The following is a 17981-nucleotide window of genomic DNA, read 5'->3' as shown; positions in this document are numbered from 1 at the left end:
CATGGACCAGCATTCTTCCCGCTGGCGGCTTCCCGCGCAAGGGCACGGCTCCGGGAAAATGTGGGTCTGCCATCCGAAGCAGCGGCGTACGCTGGTCAAAACGTAAGGAGCGGCGATGCGCAAAATCATCCTGGCCATGCAGGTGTCCCTCGACGGATTCTTCGAGGGCCCGGACCGCGACATCAGCTGGCACATGGTCGACGACGAGCTGCACCGCCATTTCAACCAACAGCTCAGCACCATGGGTGCCTTCCTTGACGGCCGCGTCACTTACGAGCTGATGGAAGGGTTCTGGCCCACCGCGGACCAGGACCCGGCCGCCGGCGCAGTGATGGCCGAGTTCGCCCGGATCTGGCGGGACATGCCCAAGATCGTGTACTCGCGGACGCTGACAACTGCCGCCTGGAACACCACCGTGGTCCGGGATGTGGTGCCGGAAGAAGTGCTGGCCCTGAAAGAGCGGCCGGGCGGGGACCTGGCCCTCGGCGGGGCAGACCTGGCCGACACCTTCCGGCGGCTCGGGCTGATCGACGAATACTGGCTGTACGTCCATCCGGTCCTGATCGGACAGGGCCGGCCCCTGTTCAAGGCTGCGGACAGCAAAGCCCAGCTCCGGCTGCTGGAGACGCGCGCCTTCGGCAACGGGGTGGCGCTGTTGCGCTACGCCGCGTAGCCGGCACGGAGCAGCCGGGCCTGCGGCACCCCGCTGCGGCCGGCGCTGCGGCCGGCGCTGCGGCCGGCGCCGCGTCACTTTCTTAAGCGTTTCTTAACGGGCTGGCGGAAGAGTGGGAGTCGTCGCCTGTCCGGGCGCCCTTGTCCCGAGCCGGAGGATCCCATGACTGGACCTGCCCCTGTTAAGAGCGATGCGCCGCTGGGCGGTGCCGGAGCACTCAGCCGAAGTGGAGCACCAAGCCGTCCCGACGCCGTGCGCCCCGCCGCGGGTCCCCGGCTGTGGGCGCTCCCCCAGGTCCGCCACTGGTTAGTGCTGGGCGTCCTGCTGTCGGCCGCCGTCGTGGCATTGGGCCTGGCGGCGCAGCTGACACCCGGCTTCAGTGCCGCCGAACTCGGGGTCGATCAGGACCTGAGCCAGCACCACGCCGCCGCCCTGACCGCCGTCGCGATGGCGCTGAATGTTGTGTTTGGCCCGGTGGCGGGCCTCGCGCTGATCGGCGCCGCGGCGCTGTACATCTGGCTGTTCCGCGGCGGCCTGGCCAAGGCGATTGCCTTCGGCCTCGTGGCATCATCCGGCTGGGTGGCAAGTGAATTCTTCAAGCTCCTCGTGGCCCGCCAGCGGCCCAGCCCTGCCCTGCTGTTCGATCCCCTGGCTCCGGAAACGGGTTCCAACAGCTTCCCGAGCGGCCACGTGTCCTTTGCGGTGGCACTGGGATTCGCAGTGTACTTCCTGGCCCGTGGAACCCGCTGGGCCAAGGTCACGGCCCTCGCGGCGGCCGTGATGGCCCTCGTCGTAGCCTGGTCACGGCTGTACATCGGCGTTCACTACCCCACTGATGTCGCGGCGTCGTTCCTGGCCTCGAGCGCGGCCGTGGTCCTGCTCGCGGGACTGTGGAACCTTCTCGCGCCGCGGATAGCGGAGCGGATTCGGGCCCGTTCGGGCAGCCGGCCGCTGGGCAGTGAGGAGAAATGAGAATGCCCGCCATGGACGTTTTTGCCGCCCTTCCGGCCGTCCACGCCGCCGCAACACTGTCCCTGCTGGACCCGGCAAGCCTGCTCGCCGGGTTGGGCCCGGCCGCCCTGGGTGTGATCGCGGTGATGGTCTTCATCGAGTCGGGCGTGCTCTTTCCCTTCCTGCCCGGCGACTCCCTGTTGTTCACAGCAGGACTTCTGCACCAGCAGCTGCAACTGACGTTGCCTGTGCTGATCGGCGTCGTCACCGCGGCCGCGGTCGCCGGGGACCAGGTCGGTTACATGCTCGGACGGAAATTTGGCCGGCGATGGTTCAAGGACGACGCCCGGATCCTGAAGACAGCGCACCTGACCACCACGGAGGACTTCTTCCGCCGCCACGGCGGGGCCGCCGTCGTGCTGGCCCGCTTCGTCCCCATGGTCCGGACGTTTGCTCCGCTGACCGCCGGGACCGCGCGCTATGACTACAAATCCTTTACCCTGTGGAATATCATCGGCGCCGTCGCGTGGGCAGCCTCCGTGACGATGCTTGGCACCTGGCTGGGGCACTTTGACATCATCGCCAGGAACATCGACGCCATCGTCGTGGCCATGGTGCTCGTCTCCGTCGTGCCGGGGGTGGTGCAGCTCCTCAAACGCCGCCGGAACTCCCGCGGCGCAGCCGCAGCCGCAGACAAAGCCGCCGGCGACACGGCAGAAGAACCCGGGGCCGGACTGCGGACTGAGGAAATGGCCGCGGAAGAATAGCTGACATGACCTCCGCTGACCTTCCGTCCCTGCTGCTCGTCGAGGACGACGCCGTCCTGGGACCGCTCATCGCCGAGCTCCTGGACCCGGACTACCGGGTCCAGTTGGTCACCAACGGCCGCGACGGCCTCCACCAGGGACTGACCGGGAGCTGGGACGTCATGGTGGTGGACCGCGGGCTGCCCGGCATGGACGGCATCGCCCTCATTACGGCTTTGCGGTCGAAAGGCATTGCCACGCCCATCCTGATCCTGACCGCGCTGGGCGATGCCGACGAAAAAGTCAGGGGCCTGGACGCCGGAGCCAACGATTACGTGACCAAGCCGTTCGACGCCGGCGAACTGGCAGCACGCCTGCGCGCACTGACGCGGACTTTCACTCCCCCGGCCCCGGCACCGGTGGCGATCGGGGACTGGGAACTGGATCCAACGCAGCGCTCCGTCCGTTCCGTCTACGGGCAAACGGTGTCACTGACCGCAAAGGAAGGCCAGCTGCTGGCTGCCCTGGCCGCGGAACCGGACCGCGTCTTCACCCGGGATGAGCTCCTCGCGGCGTGCTTCCACGCCTCGGAGCAGCCCGGCGTGATCGATACCTATGTTCATCACCTGCGCCGGAAGATCTCCAAAGCTGTGATCCGCACGGTGCACGGCCTCGGATACCAGATCGGTGAAGCCCATGAGTGACGGCCGGCCGGCCGGCGGAAATCCGGACCACTCCATCCTGCGCAAGGCTTCCCTCAAGGTCGCGGTGCGGATCAGTGCTGCGTGCGCGGTCATGGTTCTCGGGCTGCTCGCCGCCACGGCGCTGTACCTCACGAACCAACTGGCCCATCCTGAAGTGCCGGGCTCGGCGGCGGCCGGGACGGCCTACACCTACCTGGATTCCAAAGACGTCCTCGAAGCCATGATCATCGCCGGGGTGGCGGGAATCCTGCTGGCCGGAATCGTCGGGTGGCTCAGTGCGCGCAGCGCGATTCGTCCCCTCAGTGATGCCCTGGCAAGGGAGCGGCGTTTTGTCCAGGATGCCAGCCACGAATTGCGCACGCCATTGACCATCCTGGACACCAGGATCCAGCTGGCCCAGCGCAACACTGTGCCCGGCTCCAGGCAAAGCCACGACCTGGCCCGGATCCGGGAGGACGCCGCGACGCTGACAGGGATTGTCAACGAACTGCTCCTCGCGGCAACCGCGGAGGCCCCGGACCGTTCCGCGCCCCCTGCCGACCTCGCCGACGCTGCCGCCAGCGTCGCCGGCAGCCTCCAGCAGGTGGCAGAGCAGCGCCAGGTGCGTCTGGAATTCTCTGCCGATGCCCGGCCGCTGGCCCGGATCGAGAAGAATGCGCTGCGGCGTGCCGTGCTGGCCCTGGCGGACAACGCGCTGGCCCACACGCCTCCGGGCGGCCGCGTGTCCATCACGACCTCAATCGAGCAGAAGCGCGCCGTGATCACGGTGGCGGACTCCGGGACCGGAATCACCGGCGTCGATCAGGCCCGGATCTTTGACCGGTTCGTGCGGACGGCCGGCACCGGCACCTCACAGGGACAGCGGAGCTTTGGCATCGGCCTGGCCCTGGTCCGGGAGATTGCTGTCGCGGCCGGGGGCACCGTCGAGGTGGCCGCGACGGGCGACGAGGGAACCGTCATGAAGTTGATGCTTCCGCTCATGGGCAGCGGGAATCCCTGAGGTCCATCCGCCGGGGAAAGATCAGCCATCGGGATCCCGGACTCCCGAATGCGGAGACAGGAAAGACCGGCGGTCGAGTTGCCCCCAAGGGAACTCGAGCGCCGGTCTTTCCGGACTGTCTGGCCCCGGGTCGGGGCCGTGCGGCTTAGGCGCGGACGAACGTCACGCCGCCGGTCGCGGTGAGCCAGGACAGCGGGTGGACCATGGTCTGGTTCTTGCCGTTCATGCCGCCACTGACCACCTGGCCGTTGCCGGCGTAGATGCCGACGTGGCCGGACTGGACCACCATGTCACCGGGCTGCGGCGTCGCCACAACGGTTCCAAGGCCAAGGAACGCGCGGGGACCGATGTCGCCAACGGGCTTACCCGCGGCGCCAAGGGCCTTTTCCACCATGGCGGTGCAGTCCTGGGTGATGCCCACCTGGCTGTAGGCGGCCGAGAGCATGATGGCGTTGCGTCCGCCCGCGGGCGCCGCGGCCGGCGCTGCTGCCGGAGCTGCTGCCGGAGCGGCCTGCACCTGGATGACCGGCTTGGCCGGAGCCTTGGGCGCTGCCGCCGGGGCTGCAGCGGGAGCCGGAGCCGGTGCGACGGGCTGTTCGATGACCGGCGCGGCAACAGAATCCACTGCGGGGCGCTCGAAGCTGATCTTGACGCTTGAATCGGCGCTGACGGGGGCACTGACCTGTCCGGTGACGTCGACGTTCGACGCCGGAGCAGAGTCACGCTGCACGGGGGCGGTGGCGGCGTTGGCGGCCATTCCGCTGGTCAGGACCAGGCCGGATGCGGCGGCGAGGACGGCGGCATGGCGCGCAAAAGTATTGACTGAAGTCATGAAAAATGTAGCCTCTCCCAATGCCTGCGAGGTGAGCTGTCGGATTCGGATGGGAGGCACCCGGCCGCACTCCCGGGCCCGTCGTTGCGGGCACTGTGCGGCTTCACCCCAAGACCTGCATATCAGCAGATCAAAAGTGGTTTCCCCGTCTCTGCCGGACGTTGATGCGAGTTACCCCCGGGCCGCGGCAGAGTTAGGCAATCGGCTGGGGAGCGCCCGTATCGGAGACAACAGGCACTCATCAACCGTAGCGCGAACCGCACCCGAAAGTCACATTCAGGTAACGGAGCCGTGATGCCGGGCCGCAATTTGCCCATAGGGCGGCGCCGTTTCCGAACATAGGATGATGCCATCAGCACCACCGGAAGCGGAGGCCCGAAAATGAACAGCCATTGTGTCGCCATCTGCCAGTTGAGCACTCAGCCCCAAGAGGATTTCGACGTCAACACCGAGCTGCTGATCCTCGACGGCGGGGACGTCCACGTGAGCACATGGGACGCGGAACCGCGCGACGGGGGTTTCGACGAGCACATCCTTAATGACCGGGTGGACGCGCTCGGGTACATGGTTGTCAACGACTGGGCTTTCCTGGACGGCAAGGCCTATGCGGTGGTGGAACGGCGGTCAGGCCCGGCGCCGGCCGGCCGCCGCGAACCGTGACCTTCCTGTCGCTGGCGCTGATCGCCGTCATCGCCTTGGCTGGCCCCCTGCTGGCCCTGCCGGCGCGCTGGCACTTGCCTGTCATGCTGGGTGAGCTGCTGGCCGGCATCGCGATCGGGCGCTCAGGCCTGGCCCTGGTGGACCCCGCGGACCCCACGTTCACCCTGCTGGCCAATATCGGGTTTGCGCTGATGATGTTCGTGGCAGGCACCCACGTTCCCGTGCGGGATCCGCACATCCGTGGCGCCCTCGGCAAAGGCTCCCGCCGGGCGATGGTGGCCGCAGCGGCAGCGGTGGTGATCGGAACCGGCATCGGACTGCTGTTCGGGACTGGACATGCTCCCCTCTACGTCGTGCTGCTGGCCTCCTCGTCGGCCGCCCTGGTGCTTCCAATCGTCGATTCCCTGCGCCTCGGCGGGCCAGATGTCGTCGCTATGACAGCGCAGGTGGCAATAGCCGACACAGCCTGCATTGTGGCGTTGCCGCTCCTGGTGGATCCGCCCCACGCAGTCCAGGCGGCGCTGGGTGTCCTCGCGGTGACCGGGTGCGCGGTAGTGCTCTTTGTCGGCTTGCGCTGGCTGGAGCGCCAGGGAATCCGCCGGCGCGTGCACCGGCTCTCGGAAAGCCGCAAGTTTGCCCTGGAGCTACGGATCCAGCTGGCCGTGCTCTTCACCCTGGCCGGTGTCGCGACGTGGAGCAATGTGTCTGTGATGATGGCGGGCTTTTCTTTCGGCCTGGTGATGGCTGCGGTCGGCGAACCGCGGCGGCTGGCCCGGCAACTGTTCGCGCTCAGCGACGGCTTCCTGGGTCCGCTCTTCTTCGTGTGGCTGGGTGCATCGCTGACGCTAAGGGACCTGGCCGGGCACCCGGACATGATGGCCCTCGGCCTGTTGCTGGGGGCCGGGGCCCTGCTGGCCCACGCCGACCTGGCTTTCCTGGGACTCCCGCTGTCGCTCGGGGTGTTGTCGGCGGCCCAGCTTGGCGTACCGGTGGCTGCGGCGAGCATCGGCACGCAGCTTCAGGTCCTGCTCCCGGGCGAGGCCGCGGCCCTGCTGGTGGGAGCGCTGGTCACCATAGCCGCGGGCGCCGTCGCCGGGTCACGGGCGGCGAGGACTTTCGCGGTCCCGGCAAATGCCGGCGGCAAGTCCGGAAATTCCGGCAGCGCCGTTGGGCAGGGCGATCCGGGGGGGCCGAAGGCCTGACAGTCCGAATGTCTAAATGCCTGGGCCAAAGCCGAGCCGGCGGCGAAATTTCGGAGGGTCATTCTCCAATTGACGTGAATTGCAGCTCCGGCCTCCACTTTGCCATCTCTGCCTGGACCCGGGAGACGGCATCCCGGACTGCTGTGCCGTCGGCGTCGAACGTCCCGCCCGGCTCGCCGAGCACCTCGTTGGCGTGCCGGAGGAACCTGTCCCAGTCCCCCGCGCCCGCGCGCAGCGCCAGCAACGGCGAGAGAAGCGCGGCCCGGCGCAGCCAGGCATCGGGCTCGCGCACCCACCGGTCCAGCACGCTGTCGGCCCGCACCCTGGCCAGAACATCGAGTCCGTCCACCAGGGGCCCGACGACGTCGACGGCGAGCGGATCCACAAGGTCCCGCACCCGCGCCTGCCGGATGAAGCCCTCCAGCCGGGTGAGGTCCGAGTTGGTCAGCAGCTTCACGTTGGCCTGCAGCAGGACCACGGCGGCCAGCCGGCGCTCGAAAACCGGCGCGGCCCCCGGGCCGGAGCCTCCGAGCGCGGAGCCCCACAGTTCGGAACTCAGCGCAGTGACCTCATCGCGGGACAGCCCGGGATAGCGGCGGCCGGCATCCCGGACCGTGCCGCGCACGGCGCCCACGGACGTGCCGTAGAACCGGAGGCCGCTGCCCGCCGGCTCCGTTTCCAGCCGCGCCTGAAGCTGCTCAGCGCGGCGCCAGGAAGCTTCGCGCTGCAGCGAGAGGTCGATGAATTCGCCGGCATCACTCACCTGTCCATTCTTTCCCCTCGCGGCTCGCGGCGGAAACGCGGTGCCAAGCCGTCCTGGGCGGTGGGCCCGGACCATCTGCCTAGACTGAACTGGCAAGCCTCCGATCGAAAGCGGTTTACGCAACCATGCACACCAAGCTGACACTCGCCATCGCACTTTCCGCCATGACGCTGGGGGTGGCAGGGTGCGCTGCCCCTGCGCCATCTACCGCACCGTCGCCCGAGTCACCTGCGGCATCCGCGGCGCCGGCCCCTGATTTCGCATTAGACATCACGGGGGCGCCCGGCCGGATCGCCCAGGCCGGCCTCACGGTGCTGACGGCGGAGGGCAACGTGGACCACTATCACGCACATCTGGACGTACTGAAGGACGGCAAGCCCATCGCGGTGCCGGCCAATATCGGCATCACCACCGGAGCTGACCAAAGGGCCAACGGCATCTCAGCCCTGCACACCCACGACACCACGGGCGTGGTCCACATCGAGTCCCCTACCGCCGGCCAGGTCTTCACCCTCGGGCAGCTCCTGACGGAGTGGGGCGTCCTCGGTGGCAACGGCGCCCCCGGCACCGGTGGGGGTTCGCTGGATGGCTGGACCGTTTACGTGAACGGCCGGAAGTTCGACGCCGGGATCCGGGACCTCCCGTTCAAGGCGCACGACGAGATCGTCCTGTCCTACGGCACCGCGCCGGCGACGATCCAGGCCTCCTATGATTTTCCGCCCGGAGAGTGAGGTGACCGGAGAAGTGAGGTGACCGGAGAGTGAGGTGACCGGGGGCGACGGCGGGCGGCATGCCCCTACCTGCACAACTGTGCAGCAGTCTCTCCACGCAACCCCACCTGGCACCAGCGGCGTCGAAAAATGCATGCACAAACGTGCATGTTGGAGCGATCCGCGGAGCACCTTCCCTAGCGTGAATTGAGAGACGTGAGTCGGATCACAGCGGGGGCTGATCCCCTACCTCACTTCCATTTCCACAGACCGTCACAGATGACGCGTCCAACCGAAGAGGTAATCCGTGCCACACCCGAAAACGCCCGCAGCACTCGCAACCCTGGCCGCTGCGACCTTGGCGCTGCTCGGCGCATCCCTGATGGGTGTGCCGGCGGCCCAGGCCGACACCGTTGACGTTTCGCCGCCCGGCGCGAATGACTGGTCCTGCAAGCCCTCGGCAGCCCACCCCTACCCGGTGGTCCTGGTGCCGGGAACCTTCGAAAACATGGCGAAGAACTGGGCGACGATGTCGCCGGCGCTAAAGAGCCAGGGCTACTGCGTCTTCGCGCTGAACTACGGTGCGACCAACGGCGTCGACGCCACGGGCCCGGTGGCAGACTCAGCCCGTCAGCTCGCCCCGTTTGTCGACAAGGTACTGGCCTCGACCGGTGCCAGGAAAATTGATCTCGTGGGCCACAGCCAGGGCGGCATGATGCCGCGCTACTACCTCGGTTTCCTTGGAGGCGCGGACAAGGTGAACCACCTTGTGGGCATCGCCCCGTCCAACCACGGAACCCGCGGGCTCATCACGCCGACACCGGACGCCGTTCCGCCGGCCACCTCAGTGGGAGGGTCGAATTGCCAGGCCTGCGCCGACCAGCAGGCAGGTTCACCATTCCTCACCGAGCTCAACTCCATTGGCGACACGGTTCCTGGTCCGGCCTACACGGTGATCTCCACGACGCACGACGAGGTGGTGACGCCCTACCCCAGCCAGTTCCTCGCCGGCCCGGCCCAGCAGGTCACCAATATCACCATCCAGGACAAGTGCCCGGCAGATGTGATTGACCATGACCAGGCGCCCAACGACCCCGTCACCCAGCGTCTCGTGTCCGACGCTCTTGGTCAGCCGGCCGGCCGCCCGGGCAACCCGGCGTATCAGCCCAGCTGCGTGTAGCGCGGCACCCCGGGCGGAGGCGGCATGCGGAACGTCCCGGATCCGGGAGGTTTGCGGGCTGAGGTAACGGTCCGGTAACGTTGGCGGCTGGCCGTGAGGCCCGGCCCGAATGCAGGGCCCCGGACCGCCCCTTTGCAGGGCCCCGTTGCGCCGTTCGGCGTCTGCTCGCCCATGCCTTGCGGCAGGGGCCGGATGAAACTTCCCGCATTATCCGCCGCCCAGGCAGCGTCGGTTGTGCGTGCCAGCCACGAAAGCCCGGAGGGGTCCGTTGTTCAAGAAAACACCGCTGTTCAATAAATCAACGTTCAAAGATGCACGGCCGAAGGCACGCTCCACTGCACCACAGCTCAACAAAGTAGCGATTGTGCTGAGCCTGGGCGCACTGTCCCTGACCGGCTGCAGCGCCGGTCCCACGACGGGCGCCGCAGCCGTTTCACCGGCCACCGGGGCCGCGCATTCTGCTGCGGGCTCCACGTCCCCGGCGGCAACCCAGGCCGCGCATCCTGCCGCGAAGGCCCCAGCCTCGGTGGCCGCAGCGCCGAACCCGGCGGTCCCCTCGGCCCCCAAGCCTGCCACCGGCACCACCGGTGCACCTGCGGCTCCCGGAACCGATGCGGCACCTGCACGGGCCGCCGCGCCGGTCGCGCCTGCGGCTGGCGCCCAAGCGGCAGCCGCTCCGGCGCCGACGGCGGTAACGGCGCCCGTCGCTGCCCAGGCTGCCGTCGCCGCGACCGGCGACGGTTCCCAGGCCGCCACGGCACGGGGCTGGGGTTCGGTTGTCGCGGGTGACGAGTTCTCCAAGGCCGGCGCCCCCGACTCCACCAAGTGGAGCGTCTTCAAGGGATCCGGACATGCCGGCAAGGGTGTCAGGAGCCCGCAGGCCTGGTCGGTTGCCAATGGCGTGGCCACAGTCAGCGGCGACTCGGCCGGCACCACGGGCGGCATGTCGGCTAAATTTGCCCAGCAGAAATACGGCAAGTGGGAGACGCGCATGCGGACCAGCGCCCGGGACCCGGAGTACCACCCCGTGCTGATCCTGTGGCCCAACAACAACACCTCCCCCAACTGCGCCGAGATCGACTACGCCGAGGGCAGCACCAACACCGCACAGATCAAGTTCTTCCTGCACTATGCCTGCGGCGGCTCGAACTTCCAGACCACGGCGGCCAAGACGATCGACACCACCCAGTGGCACAACTACGCAGTGGAGTGGACCCCGGCCGGCATCACCGGTTACATCGACGGCGTCAAGACCTTCTCCGACACGAACCCCGCGCACCTGCCCTCCGTGGGCATGCACCAGACACTTCAGCTGGACTGGTTCCCCGACGGGTCGGCCACCAAGCCTTCACAGATGCAGGTCGACTGGGTCCGCGTCTACAAGTAGGACCGGCAAATCGCCAGGCAGCCCCGCGCCGTACTGCGGCGCGGGGCTGCCTTGGTGTTGGCCAAGGACGCGCCGCTACAGGCGGCAGGACTCAAACCCCTTGAAGTTCCCGGGCGGCTACCGCTGAGACCAGCATCGAACCGGCTGCCGTCACGGCGTCGATCACCGGAACCCCTAGCCGGCGGCGGAGCACGTCCGCCATGCCGATGCTGCTCAGGCCCGTGCTGGCCTGGACGATCATGTCGGCGCCGGCGTCAACCAGCATGTGGGCCGCGGCGAGGGCGTCGAAAATCCCGGCAGGCATGAGGAAGGCGTCGGGTGTTTCGATCCTTCCCTGCCCGTCAATGAGCAGCATGCGTTCGCCCAGTGCATCCGAGATCGGGCCCGGTACGTGTGCGCCGAGACCCAAAACTCCAATCCGGCCGCCGAAGGTCAGAGCCGCGGCCGCGGCTGCGGAGCCCGCTCCGATGACCGGGATATGCACGGCTGCCCGGGTGGCGGCCAGCCCGGGGTCGGAGGCGCAGCTGATAATCAGGGCGTCAGCGTCCCCCGCCATGTCCCTCGCCAGGCGGACGACCTTGGGGGCCGCAGATTCGAGCGACGCCTGGTCGTAGACGCCGGACGGCTGGTCCGGAATACAGCGGGATGTGACGGTAAATCCGAATGCTTCCTGGAGGAGTTTCCCGTGGGCGTGGAGCAGGCGTCGGTCCGACGTCGTCATCACCCGGATCAGTCCAACACGCATGGCGTACTACCTTTCGAACGGGTTCGTTGGTGCGAGGCTACCCGGCGAGTATTTCCGCGTCTTTTCGGGCAGATGACCAACACAAGCGCTGCAGCGGATACGCCCCGTGGCGCCGGCGGCCGTTAGCATTCCGCGGGCAGCGTCACCGTGCCTTGTGCATGAAACTTGGCGAAAACTTCGCTCCCGTGTGGGGTTGGCGGCCCGGCGTCGTTGTAGGTTTGTCAGGGTGGCCCGTCTTAGGACCCGGGTACAGTACCCGGGATTGGGGGAAGGCGGCAGGCCGGTTCCGGACTCAGCCGGAACGATGACCAAAGGAACAGCCATGTCGGTGGAGCCGTCGTCCACTCCAGGACGCCTCGAAGAACAGGATCCCGAGAACCTGGTATCCGGTGCGGAACATGCCGCATCTGCCGCCGGAATCCGACATCAGGCCGCCAGAATCATTGACGCCGTCCTCGACGACAGTGCCCCGGAACAAGCCCGCGCACGGGAGCTGCTGCGCCAGCAGCTGGCTGCGCATCCCGGACATCCGGAACGGGCCCTGCTGGAGCACCTTGCGGCGTTGAAGGCTTTGGGCGGGCACCGCGAAGGGACGTCGGAGGCTGCCGGCCCGTTCCGGCCGGAATTTGCCTCGGGCGAGTAAGCGCAACGCTTACTTGTAAACGCGGATCCAGTCGACCTGCATCTGGCTGGGTTTGGTGGGCGTCCCGTTGGGAAACCAGTCCAGTTGCACCGTCTGGTGCATGCCTACCGTGGGCTGATGCGCCGGGTTCGTGTCCACAAACCACAATGACCCGTCGACGTATCCCTCGATCCCGGCGGGGGTCCACTCGAGCGCATAGTTGTGCCACTGTGTGGTGTCGATCGTCTTGGCCGCGGTGGTCTGGAAGTTCGGGCCACCGCAGGCGTAGTGCAGGAAGAACTTGATTTGGGCGGTGTCAGCGCTCCCTTCGGCGTAGTCAATCTCGGCGCACGTGGACGAGATGTTGTTGTTCGGCCACAGGATAAGGACGGGGTGATATTGCAGATCCCGCCGGCCAATTTTCATCCTGGCCTCCCAGCGGCCGTACCGCTGTTGGGCAAACCTGGCGGACATGCCGCCGGTGGTGCCCGCGGCGTCGCCTCTGACAGTCAAGACCCCGCCGCCTACAACCAGCGCATCCGGACTCCGGATCCCCTTGCCCGCGTGCCCCGGCCCCTTGAAGACCTTCCATTTCGCGGGGTCAGGCGGCCCGGCGTAACTGAATTCGTCCCCCGCCACCACTGGGCCCCAGCCGCGGACGATGGCGGCCTGCGTCCCGTCGGAGACGGCGGCCTGCGTCCCGGCCGTCACGGCGGCCGCACGGTCTATCGCCGGCGCCCGTTCCCTGGACACTGGTTCGGCACCACACCCGGCAAGGGCCAAGGCGCCTGCAGCGCTCAACGCCGCGGTCCTGCGGTTTGCGAACATCGAGTCTCCATCCGGTCGGGACATGTCCGGGCCATGCTTCAGACAAACTTGCCTTCACACATACTTGCCAAACCAGGCGAGCGTGTCGTTCCATGCGGCCGTGGCCTGCTCCTGGTTGTAGCGCGGCCCGGTGTCATTGTGGAAGGCGTGGTCCACACCGGGATAGATCTTGAGCTCGTTCCGGACACCGGTTTTGGCCAGAGCATCCCGGAGCGCCGGCATGGCGCCGGTGATCCGCTGGTCCAGTTCGGCGTAGACGCCGAAGACGGCCGCCTTGATGGCCGGGACCTTGTCCAGGTCAGGCGCGGGTCCGTAGAACGCCGAGGTCGCCAACAGGCCCGGGATCGCCGTCGCCGACTGCCACGTGATGCCGCCACCGAAGCAGAAGCCGTTCATGGCGATCCGCCCGTGATCAACGAAGTCCTGGGCGTTCAGGTAGTCAAAGCCGGCCGTGAAGTCGGAAACGTGACGCTGCGCCCCGGCCTGGGTCAGTGCTCCCGGGACAGCATCCGGGTCCATGCCCGCGGTACCGCCTTCCCTGCTCAGCAGGTCCAGGGCCAGAGCCGCGTATCCGGCTTTGGCGAAGCGGCGCGCCACATCCTGGATATGCGGTGTCAGCCCGCGGTTCTCGTGGCAGACCAGCACGGCCGGTCCGGCGGCCCCGTGGTCGGGCCGTGCGAGATAGCCACTGATGTCGGTGCCGCCCGATGCGAATTGCACGGTCGCCGTCGTCAGTCCGGCCGCGCCCTCCGGGACCGATAACGGGCTTTTGGCCCCCGGCACCGCGCCCGCGGACGCTGTGCCGGACCCCGGCGCGGACGACGTCGGCGTCGGCATGGGATCGGTACTGCGGGGAACCTCCTCGGGCGTGCAGCCCACCAGGAGCATCGCTGCCGAGGCCGCCGCCATGCTGCCGGTGATGAACGCCACCCGGCGCGTGAACGTATGCTGGCTCATGGCGCCCGAGCGGTAGTCGTCGAAGAATTCCTCAATCAGGTACTTCTCAAACTTGCCAAGCTGGGTCATGGCGGGCCTCCTCAGTGTGCCGATCATCCTCCTCCGAAGTCAGATGTCCGGCAAGGGTCCTGCACAGGCCGGCCCGACGGCGCCACTTCCCAACAACGACGACGACGCCTCGACGCAGCCCCGGCACCAGGCCACAACGGTCAAACGCGCGCGCAGCCTTCTCCCAGCCGCCTGAGGCCAGCCATTTCAGTCCTCGGGTTCCGAGGGCCTGGCAGGCCGGCGCCCCGACAGCGTCTGGACTGCCTCTGCGATGCCCTCATCTCCTCGTTCAATCTCTTGCATGTAGAGTCTTCCGCTCGTAATGAGGCCGTCCTCGATCTCGAAAATCGTCACCCCGCGCATGTCGAAGGGCCGCCCATCAGTCCGGGTGCCGGCCCAGGTCCATTCGCTCCACGTGGTATTATCGTCGTCCACGGAGCGGAGCACTTCTGCGTGAAAATCGGGAACGCCAGCGAACATCGCTGCCCAGTTCGCGTGCATCTGCGCCCGTCCCACAAATGCCCTGCCCGGGTGGACCGGCTGCACGCTTTTGTACGACTCATGGAACAACGCGGCCGCTGCCTCAAGGTCGTGGTCATTGAACGCAGCAAGCAGGCGTTGGATAAATTGGCTCATGTGATCACTCCTCGGTGTGGCGGAGCTCGTGCTCTGTTTCATGCACAGGCCCATTAACGGGCCCCCACTAGGGCCGGGATCCGGCCAGCCCGCATCGTCAATCTACGCCTCCGCCGTCGCCCGGTTCCAGACCGATTAGGTCTGGCCGCACAGGTCCGGACCGATCGGGCCCAGACCGGTGAGGTCCAGGCGCCAATCGGTCCGGGAATTCCTGAACTGACGCGGGCACCGCTAGCCGGTGACCTTGTAGGTGCTCGAATTCCATGTCAGGCGGCCGCGTTGAAAGTCCGAGGCCCGGCCGACAGAAACTGCATACTCGTCCCGGGTCGGATAGCCCAGCCGGCTCCTCTCCCAGCCGAGGGAGGCCCACCTCGCCCGGATCGCACCCAGCATATAGTGCGCCCCTGTCGTCGGGATCCAGTAAATCGAGGACCCGCCCGACCCGGTGAAGTGGTTGTATCTTCCCACTCCGTCCGTCGAGCCCTTCTCGTCGGTCGTGGGAAAGCCGAGCACACCCGCGGCAGCGCACGCAGCCTTGTAGCGTTTGTAAACCTCACCACCTACCGAATGTGCACCGGTCGCCGGGGACCAGCAGACCACACCTTTCACGTAGACCTGGCACTTCCCTCCAGCAACGGGATACTCCAAAGTCAGCGACCGGCCAAGGGACGACCGCGGGTCGCCCGCGCCGATTTTCCACGCGTAGGCAGCGATGGGGTCGTCGGTGCCCTTCCCGGTGAGCATCACCTTCAACGCGCCCTGGCCGTCGTCCGCCGTGATCAGGTAGTAGGTTTCCGAAGTTCCCGCCTGCCCGAAGGCTGTCGGCGTGAAAGTCACGCTCTGGAAGGCGGATTCGCCCGCAGGAATCTTCAATCCCTCGGCAATGGTGGTGGTAGTTGAAAAGACCCCCAACGGCGCCTTCGCCTTGGTGATCGTCATGGGTACGTTGCCGGTGTTGGTGATCTGGAATGCCCTGGTGGCGGAGGTCCCCACGGGGACGTCACCAAAGTCCAGGGTGCGTGGCATCTGCAGGTGCGCCGCGCCCGAGCCGGGGGTCGCGGTCACCTTCACGGTTACCGACCCGCGCTCACTGGTGACGACGAGCGTATAGGTCACGGGATTCGTTGACGTGGGACTGAACGTCATGGACACTGCCACAGACGCGAGGGGCTGGATGGTCTGCCCCACGCCCGGCACCGTGGCCGGGTCGACCTTGAGCTGTGCGCTGACCGGCAACGCGACGCCGGTGATCTTGGCGACTGTGGTGCCGGTGTTGACGATGTTGACCGTCTGCCGGCTGACCGTCTTTGTCGGGACGTCGGTGAACTGCACCGTGGCCGGAGTCGCGCCCAGGCCCTCCTTCGTGCCGATGCCGAGGAGGTCGGTTTCGCCGTCGGCAGTTTTGACCGTCAAGGTGCCGTCCGCCTGGCCTGGAACGGTCGGCGCGTTAGGCTCCTCCCATGTCGCCCGATCAATTCCTGGCCGAACTGGCCAACTCCCTGGACCACCTCGGCACGCTCGCCCGGCAGCCGCGGGACACTCTTGCCGGCGCCGTTCCGGCGTGCCCCGCCTGGACGCTCGAGCAGCTCTTCGGGCATCTCGGCTCGATCGAGAGGTGGGCAGCCGGGGTGGTCCGGACGGGCACCTTTGTCCAGGAACCTGCACCGACGGCCGAGGGCGCCGCGGCCTGGTTTCTGGCGGGCACCGCACCCTTCCTCGAGACGATGACGGGCCTTGATCCGGAGAGCGAATGCTGGACCTTTGGCCCGCCTCCGCGCACCGCGCGGTTCTGGCTTCGGCGGCAGGCCCACGAACATGCCATCCACCTGGTCGACGCCTGCCAGGCGCTTGGCCTGGAGATCCCCGTGCTGGCGGACAATTTCATGCTCGACGGTGTCGACGAGGTCCTGGCGATGTTCGCGCCGCGGCAGCTGCGACTGGACCGGATGCCGCCTCCGGACAAAGCTGTGACCTTCCAGGTGCCAGGGCCCGCCAGCTGGACACTGGGACCTGGTGCCGCCGTGGCCTTGATTTCCGCCCCGTTGCCGGTGATGTATCTGGGTCTTTGGGGTCGATCCAACCTGGCAGAGAACGCCGTCATTGAAGGTGACGCCGCCGCGGCCCTGCGTGTGCTTCGGGGTCCGCTCACACCATGAGTTCCGGCATCGGGATTAGGATACGAACACGTCCCGCGAAGCCGTGGACGCTCCACGAGCCGCCCGATGCTTTCGTGACCGCATGTTCGAAGGGAACCCAAACGCATGTCAGAGCACGCCACACCCGGCACCGCAGGTCCCTCCACGCCGCGGGCCAGATGGGGAATTCTCGGCACCGGGTTCATCGCCGGGCTGCAAACGCCGGACCTGATCGACAACGGCTCAGTGGTCCAGGCCGTCGGCTCCAGGACCAGGACATCCGCGACCGATTTCGCGGCCCGGTTTCAGATCCCCACGTCCCATGGAAGCTACGCGGACCTCGTGGCCGACCCGGACGTCGACGTTGTCTACGTTTCTACGCCGCACTCGTTCCACCACGAGAATGCGCTGTTGGCCCTGGACGCCGGTAAACACGTGCTGATCGAAAAGCCCTTCGCCATGAACGCCTGGCAGGCCCGGGAGATCGTGGAGCTCGCCGAGACGAAGGGGCTGATCGCCCTTGAGGCCATGTGGACACGCTACCTTCCGCACATGGTCCGCATACGTGAGCTGATTCGGTCCGGCGCCCTGGGCGAGGTCCGCACAGTGATCGCTGACCACAACCAGAATCTGCCCAAGGATCCGGCGCACCGCCTCAACGACCCGGCGCTGGGCGGCGGAGCGCTCTTGGACCTGGGCATCTACCCCGTCTCCTTCGCCTTCGACGTCTTCGGGGCGCCGACCGGGATCCGGGCAGCGGCCAGCATGACTGAAACCGGAGTTGACCGGCAGACCGCGATGATCTTCGAATACGGTGACGGGCAGCAGGCCGTGCTGCACTGCGCGCTGGACACGGCAGGACCAAACCAGGCCTCGATCATCGGAACCGAAGGCCGGATCGAGATCCCGTCAGTCTGGTACACGCCGTCGGCCTTCACCAGGTATGACGCCGACGGAAACATCGTCGAGCGATTCGATGAACCCGTCACCGGCCGCGGCATGCAATACCAGGCGCGGGAAATGGAGCGGCTCATTGCGGCCGGCTCCGTTGCCAACGACATCCTGCCGCCCCGGCAGAGCGTTCAGGTCATGGAGGCCATGGACGAAGTTCGGCGCCAGATCGGCCTCGCCTACGCCAGCGACGACAAGGACCACGGGCGCGCCTAGTACCGGTCCTGCGGCGGCCCCAGTTTTCCATGAGG

Annotated in this window: 20 protein-coding genes and 1 riboswitch; of the genes, 13 read left to right on the top strand and 7 right to left on the bottom strand. The window is 67.3% G+C overall.

The genetic code is table 11. The annotated features are described in order from the left end of the window. The first annotated feature begins 115 nt into the window (after nucleotides 1–115). From AC1DNG_RS01025 to AC1DNG_RS01005, 5 genes are all read left to right on the top strand, one after another. Nucleotides 116–673 (top strand): dihydrofolate reductase family protein, encoded by a 558-nt coding sequence (locus tag AC1DNG_RS01025; RefSeq protein WP_476886426.1) that lies wholly within the window; start codon nucleotides 116–118, stop codon nucleotides 671–673. A gap of 162 nt (nucleotides 674–835) precedes the next feature. Further along, on the top strand, nucleotides 836–1645 hold the full coding sequence (locus tag AC1DNG_RS01020; protein WP_476858377.1) for a phosphatase PAP2 family protein: 810 nt from the start codon (nucleotides 836–838) through the stop codon (nucleotides 1643–1645). 2 nt (nucleotides 1646–1647) lie between these two features. Beyond that, a complete protein-coding gene (locus AC1DNG_RS01015; protein WP_476886665.1) occupies nucleotides 1648–2391 on the top strand; it encodes a DedA family protein in 744 nt (247 codons plus the stop codon). Nucleotides 2392–2396: 5 nt separating this feature from the next. Then, the gene (locus tag AC1DNG_RS01010; protein WP_476886425.1) at nucleotides 2397–3074 is read left to right on the top strand and encodes a response regulator transcription factor; all 678 of its coding nucleotides are present in this window, start codon (nucleotides 2397–2399) and stop codon (nucleotides 3072–3074) included. Beyond that, a complete protein-coding gene (locus tag AC1DNG_RS01005) occupies nucleotides 3067–4074 on the top strand; it encodes a sensor histidine kinase (RefSeq protein ID WP_476886664.1) in 1008 nt (335 codons plus the stop codon). The genes AC1DNG_RS01010 and AC1DNG_RS01005 overlap by 8 nt, the downstream gene beginning before the upstream one ends. 145 nt (nucleotides 4075–4219) lie before the next feature. Here the strand turns inward: AC1DNG_RS01005 and AC1DNG_RS01000 are convergent, their stop codons facing one another. Then, nucleotides 4220–4906 (bottom strand): hypothetical protein, encoded by a 687-nt coding sequence (locus AC1DNG_RS01000; RefSeq protein WP_476850047.1) that lies wholly within the window; start codon nucleotides 4904–4906, stop codon nucleotides 4220–4222. Nucleotides 4907–4913: 7 nt separating this feature from the next. After that, nucleotides 4914–5116: riboswitch (cyclic di-AMP (ydaO/yuaA leader) on the bottom strand. Between the two features lie 201 nt (nucleotides 5117–5317). Here AC1DNG_RS01000 and AC1DNG_RS00995 point away from each other — a divergent pair. Both AC1DNG_RS00995 and AC1DNG_RS00990 read left to right on the top strand, forming a co-directional pair. Then, nucleotides 5318–5566, top strand: a complete 249-nt coding sequence (locus tag AC1DNG_RS00995) for a hypothetical protein (RefSeq protein ID WP_223916806.1) — start codon at nucleotides 5318–5320, stop codon at nucleotides 5564–5566. Then, nucleotides 5563–6768 (top strand): cation:proton antiporter, encoded by a 1206-nt coding sequence (locus AC1DNG_RS00990; RefSeq protein WP_476850048.1) that lies wholly within the window; start codon nucleotides 5563–5565, stop codon nucleotides 6766–6768. Before AC1DNG_RS00995 ends, AC1DNG_RS00990 begins: the two co-directional genes overlap by 4 nt. A gap of 58 nt (nucleotides 6769–6826) precedes the next feature. On the opposite strand, the gene AC1DNG_RS00985 is transcribed toward AC1DNG_RS00990, so the two are convergent. Further along, nucleotides 6827–7531, bottom strand: a complete 705-nt coding sequence (locus AC1DNG_RS00985; protein WP_230009211.1) for a DNA alkylation repair protein — start codon at nucleotides 7529–7531, stop codon at nucleotides 6827–6829. 125 nt (nucleotides 7532–7656) lie between these two features. Between AC1DNG_RS00985 and AC1DNG_RS00980 the strand changes: the two genes are divergently transcribed. The 3 genes from AC1DNG_RS00980 to AC1DNG_RS00970 all read left to right on the top strand — a co-directional run bounded on the left by AC1DNG_RS00980 (nucleotide 7657) and on the right by AC1DNG_RS00970 (nucleotide 10808). Further along, nucleotides 7657–8262: a hypothetical protein gene (locus AC1DNG_RS00980; RefSeq protein WP_476886424.1), complete on the top strand. Its 606-nt coding sequence runs from the start codon at nucleotides 7657–7659 to the stop codon at nucleotides 8260–8262. A 361-nt stretch (nucleotides 8263–8623) separates the two neighbouring features. After that, nucleotides 8624–9421 (top strand): esterase/lipase family protein, encoded by a 798-nt coding sequence (locus tag AC1DNG_RS00975; protein ID WP_476886663.1) that lies wholly within the window; start codon nucleotides 8624–8626, stop codon nucleotides 9419–9421. Nucleotides 9422–9689: 268 nt separating this feature from the next. Further along, on the top strand, nucleotides 9690–10808 hold the full coding sequence (locus AC1DNG_RS00970; RefSeq protein WP_476886423.1) for a glycoside hydrolase family 16 protein: 1119 nt from the start codon (nucleotides 9690–9692) through the stop codon (nucleotides 10806–10808). 91 nt (nucleotides 10809–10899) lie between these two features. Here AC1DNG_RS00970 and AC1DNG_RS00965 read toward each other — a convergent pair whose 3' ends face one another. Continuing rightward, nucleotides 10900–11553 (bottom strand): aspartate/glutamate racemase family protein, encoded by a 654-nt coding sequence (locus AC1DNG_RS00965; protein WP_476886422.1) that lies wholly within the window; start codon nucleotides 11551–11553, stop codon nucleotides 10900–10902. 304 nt (nucleotides 11554–11857) lie between these two features. Between AC1DNG_RS00965 and AC1DNG_RS00960 the strand changes: the two genes are divergently transcribed. Beyond that, nucleotides 11858–12196, top strand: coding sequence for a hypothetical protein (locus AC1DNG_RS00960; RefSeq protein ID WP_476858371.1), 339 nt, complete (start codon nucleotides 11858–11860; stop codon nucleotides 12194–12196). 9 nt (nucleotides 12197–12205) lie between these two features. Here AC1DNG_RS00960 and AC1DNG_RS00955 read toward each other — a convergent pair whose 3' ends face one another. From AC1DNG_RS00955 to AC1DNG_RS00940, 4 genes are all read right to left on the bottom strand, one after another. Continuing rightward, nucleotides 12206–13003 (bottom strand): glycoside hydrolase family 16 protein, encoded by a 798-nt coding sequence (locus AC1DNG_RS00955; RefSeq protein ID WP_476886421.1) that lies wholly within the window; start codon nucleotides 13001–13003, stop codon nucleotides 12206–12208. A gap of 54 nt (nucleotides 13004–13057) precedes the next feature. Next, nucleotides 13058–14029 carry a dienelactone hydrolase family protein gene (locus AC1DNG_RS00950; protein WP_476886420.1) on the bottom strand — a complete coding sequence of 324 codons (972 nt, stop codon included), beginning with the start codon at nucleotides 14027–14029 and terminating at the stop codon, nucleotides 13058–13060. A gap of 186 nt (nucleotides 14030–14215) precedes the next feature. Then, the gene (locus AC1DNG_RS00945; protein ID WP_476886419.1) at nucleotides 14216–14644 is read right to left on the bottom strand and encodes a nuclear transport factor 2 family protein; all 429 of its coding nucleotides are present in this window, start codon (nucleotides 14642–14644) and stop codon (nucleotides 14216–14218) included. 231 nt (nucleotides 14645–14875) lie between these two features. Continuing rightward, nucleotides 14876–16057: an Ig-like domain-containing protein gene (locus tag AC1DNG_RS00940; protein WP_476886418.1), complete on the bottom strand. Its 1182-nt coding sequence runs from the start codon at nucleotides 16055–16057 to the stop codon at nucleotides 14876–14878. A gap of 47 nt (nucleotides 16058–16104) precedes the next feature. Here AC1DNG_RS00940 and AC1DNG_RS00935 point away from each other — a divergent pair, with 47 nt between their 5' ends. Together AC1DNG_RS00935 and AC1DNG_RS00930 are read left to right on the top strand one after the other, a co-directional pair. Beyond that, a complete protein-coding gene (locus AC1DNG_RS00935) occupies nucleotides 16105–16800 on the top strand; it encodes a maleylpyruvate isomerase family mycothiol-dependent enzyme (RefSeq protein ID WP_476886417.1) in 696 nt (231 codons plus the stop codon). Nucleotides 16801–16905: 105 nt separating this feature from the next. Continuing rightward, on the top strand, nucleotides 16906–17946 hold the full coding sequence (locus AC1DNG_RS00930; RefSeq protein ID WP_476886416.1) for a Gfo/Idh/MocA family protein: 1041 nt from the start codon (nucleotides 16906–16908) through the stop codon (nucleotides 17944–17946). Nucleotides 17947–17981: the final 35 nt, after the last annotated feature.

Source organism: Arthrobacter sp. 01T425, from assembly GCF_056398725.1.
The sequence above is the reverse complement of the archived record's forward strand: the minus strand, read 5'-3'. Positions and strand labels throughout refer to the sequence as shown.

Bases quoted from the DNA above. Each gene is read 5' to 3' on its own strand.
- AC1DNG_RS01025 (WP_476886426.1), top strand. From the start codon at position 116: ATGCGCAAAATCATCCTGGCCATGCAGGTGTCCCTCGACGGATTCTTC.
- AC1DNG_RS01020 (WP_476858377.1), top strand. From the start codon at position 836: ATGACTGGACCTGCCCCTGTTAAGAGCGATGCGCCGCTGGGCGGTGCC.
- AC1DNG_RS01015 (WP_476886665.1), top strand. From the start codon at position 1,648: ATGCCCGCCATGGACGTTTTTGCCGCCCTTCCGGCCGTCCACGCCGCC.
- AC1DNG_RS01010 (WP_476886425.1), top strand. From the start codon at position 2,397: ATGACCTCCGCTGACCTTCCGTCCCTGCTGCTCGTCGAGGACGACGCC.
- AC1DNG_RS01005 (WP_476886664.1), top strand. From the start codon at position 3,067: ATGAGTGACGGCCGGCCGGCCGGCGGAAATCCGGACCACTCCATCCTG.
- AC1DNG_RS01000 (WP_476850047.1), bottom strand. From the start codon at position 4,906: ATGACTTCAGTCAATACTTTTGCGCGCCATGCCGCCGTCCTCGCCGCC.
- AC1DNG_RS00980 (WP_476886424.1), top strand. From the start codon at position 7,657: ATGCACACCAAGCTGACACTCGCCATCGCACTTTCCGCCATGACGCTG.
- AC1DNG_RS00975 (WP_476886663.1), top strand. From the start codon at position 8,624: ATGGGTGTGCCGGCGGCCCAGGCCGACACCGTTGACGTTTCGCCGCCC.
- AC1DNG_RS00965 (WP_476886422.1), bottom strand. From the start codon at position 11,553: ATGCGTGTTGGACTGATCCGGGTGATGACGACGTCGGACCGACGCCTG.
- AC1DNG_RS00960 (WP_476858371.1), top strand. From the start codon at position 11,858: ATGACCAAAGGAACAGCCATGTCGGTGGAGCCGTCGTCCACTCCAGGA.
- AC1DNG_RS00955 (WP_476886421.1), bottom strand. From the start codon at position 13,003: ATGTTCGCAAACCGCAGGACCGCGGCGTTGAGCGCTGCAGGCGCCTTG.
- AC1DNG_RS00950 (WP_476886420.1), bottom strand. From the start codon at position 14,029: ATGACCCAGCTTGGCAAGTTTGAGAAGTACCTGATTGAGGAATTCTTC.
- AC1DNG_RS00945 (WP_476886419.1), bottom strand. From the start codon at position 14,644: ATGAGCCAATTTATCCAACGCCTGCTTGCTGCGTTCAATGACCACGAC.
- AC1DNG_RS00935 (WP_476886417.1), top strand. From the start codon at position 16,105: ATGTCGCCCGATCAATTCCTGGCCGAACTGGCCAACTCCCTGGACCAC.
- AC1DNG_RS00930 (WP_476886416.1), top strand. From the start codon at position 16,906: ATGTCAGAGCACGCCACACCCGGCACCGCAGGTCCCTCCACGCCGCGG.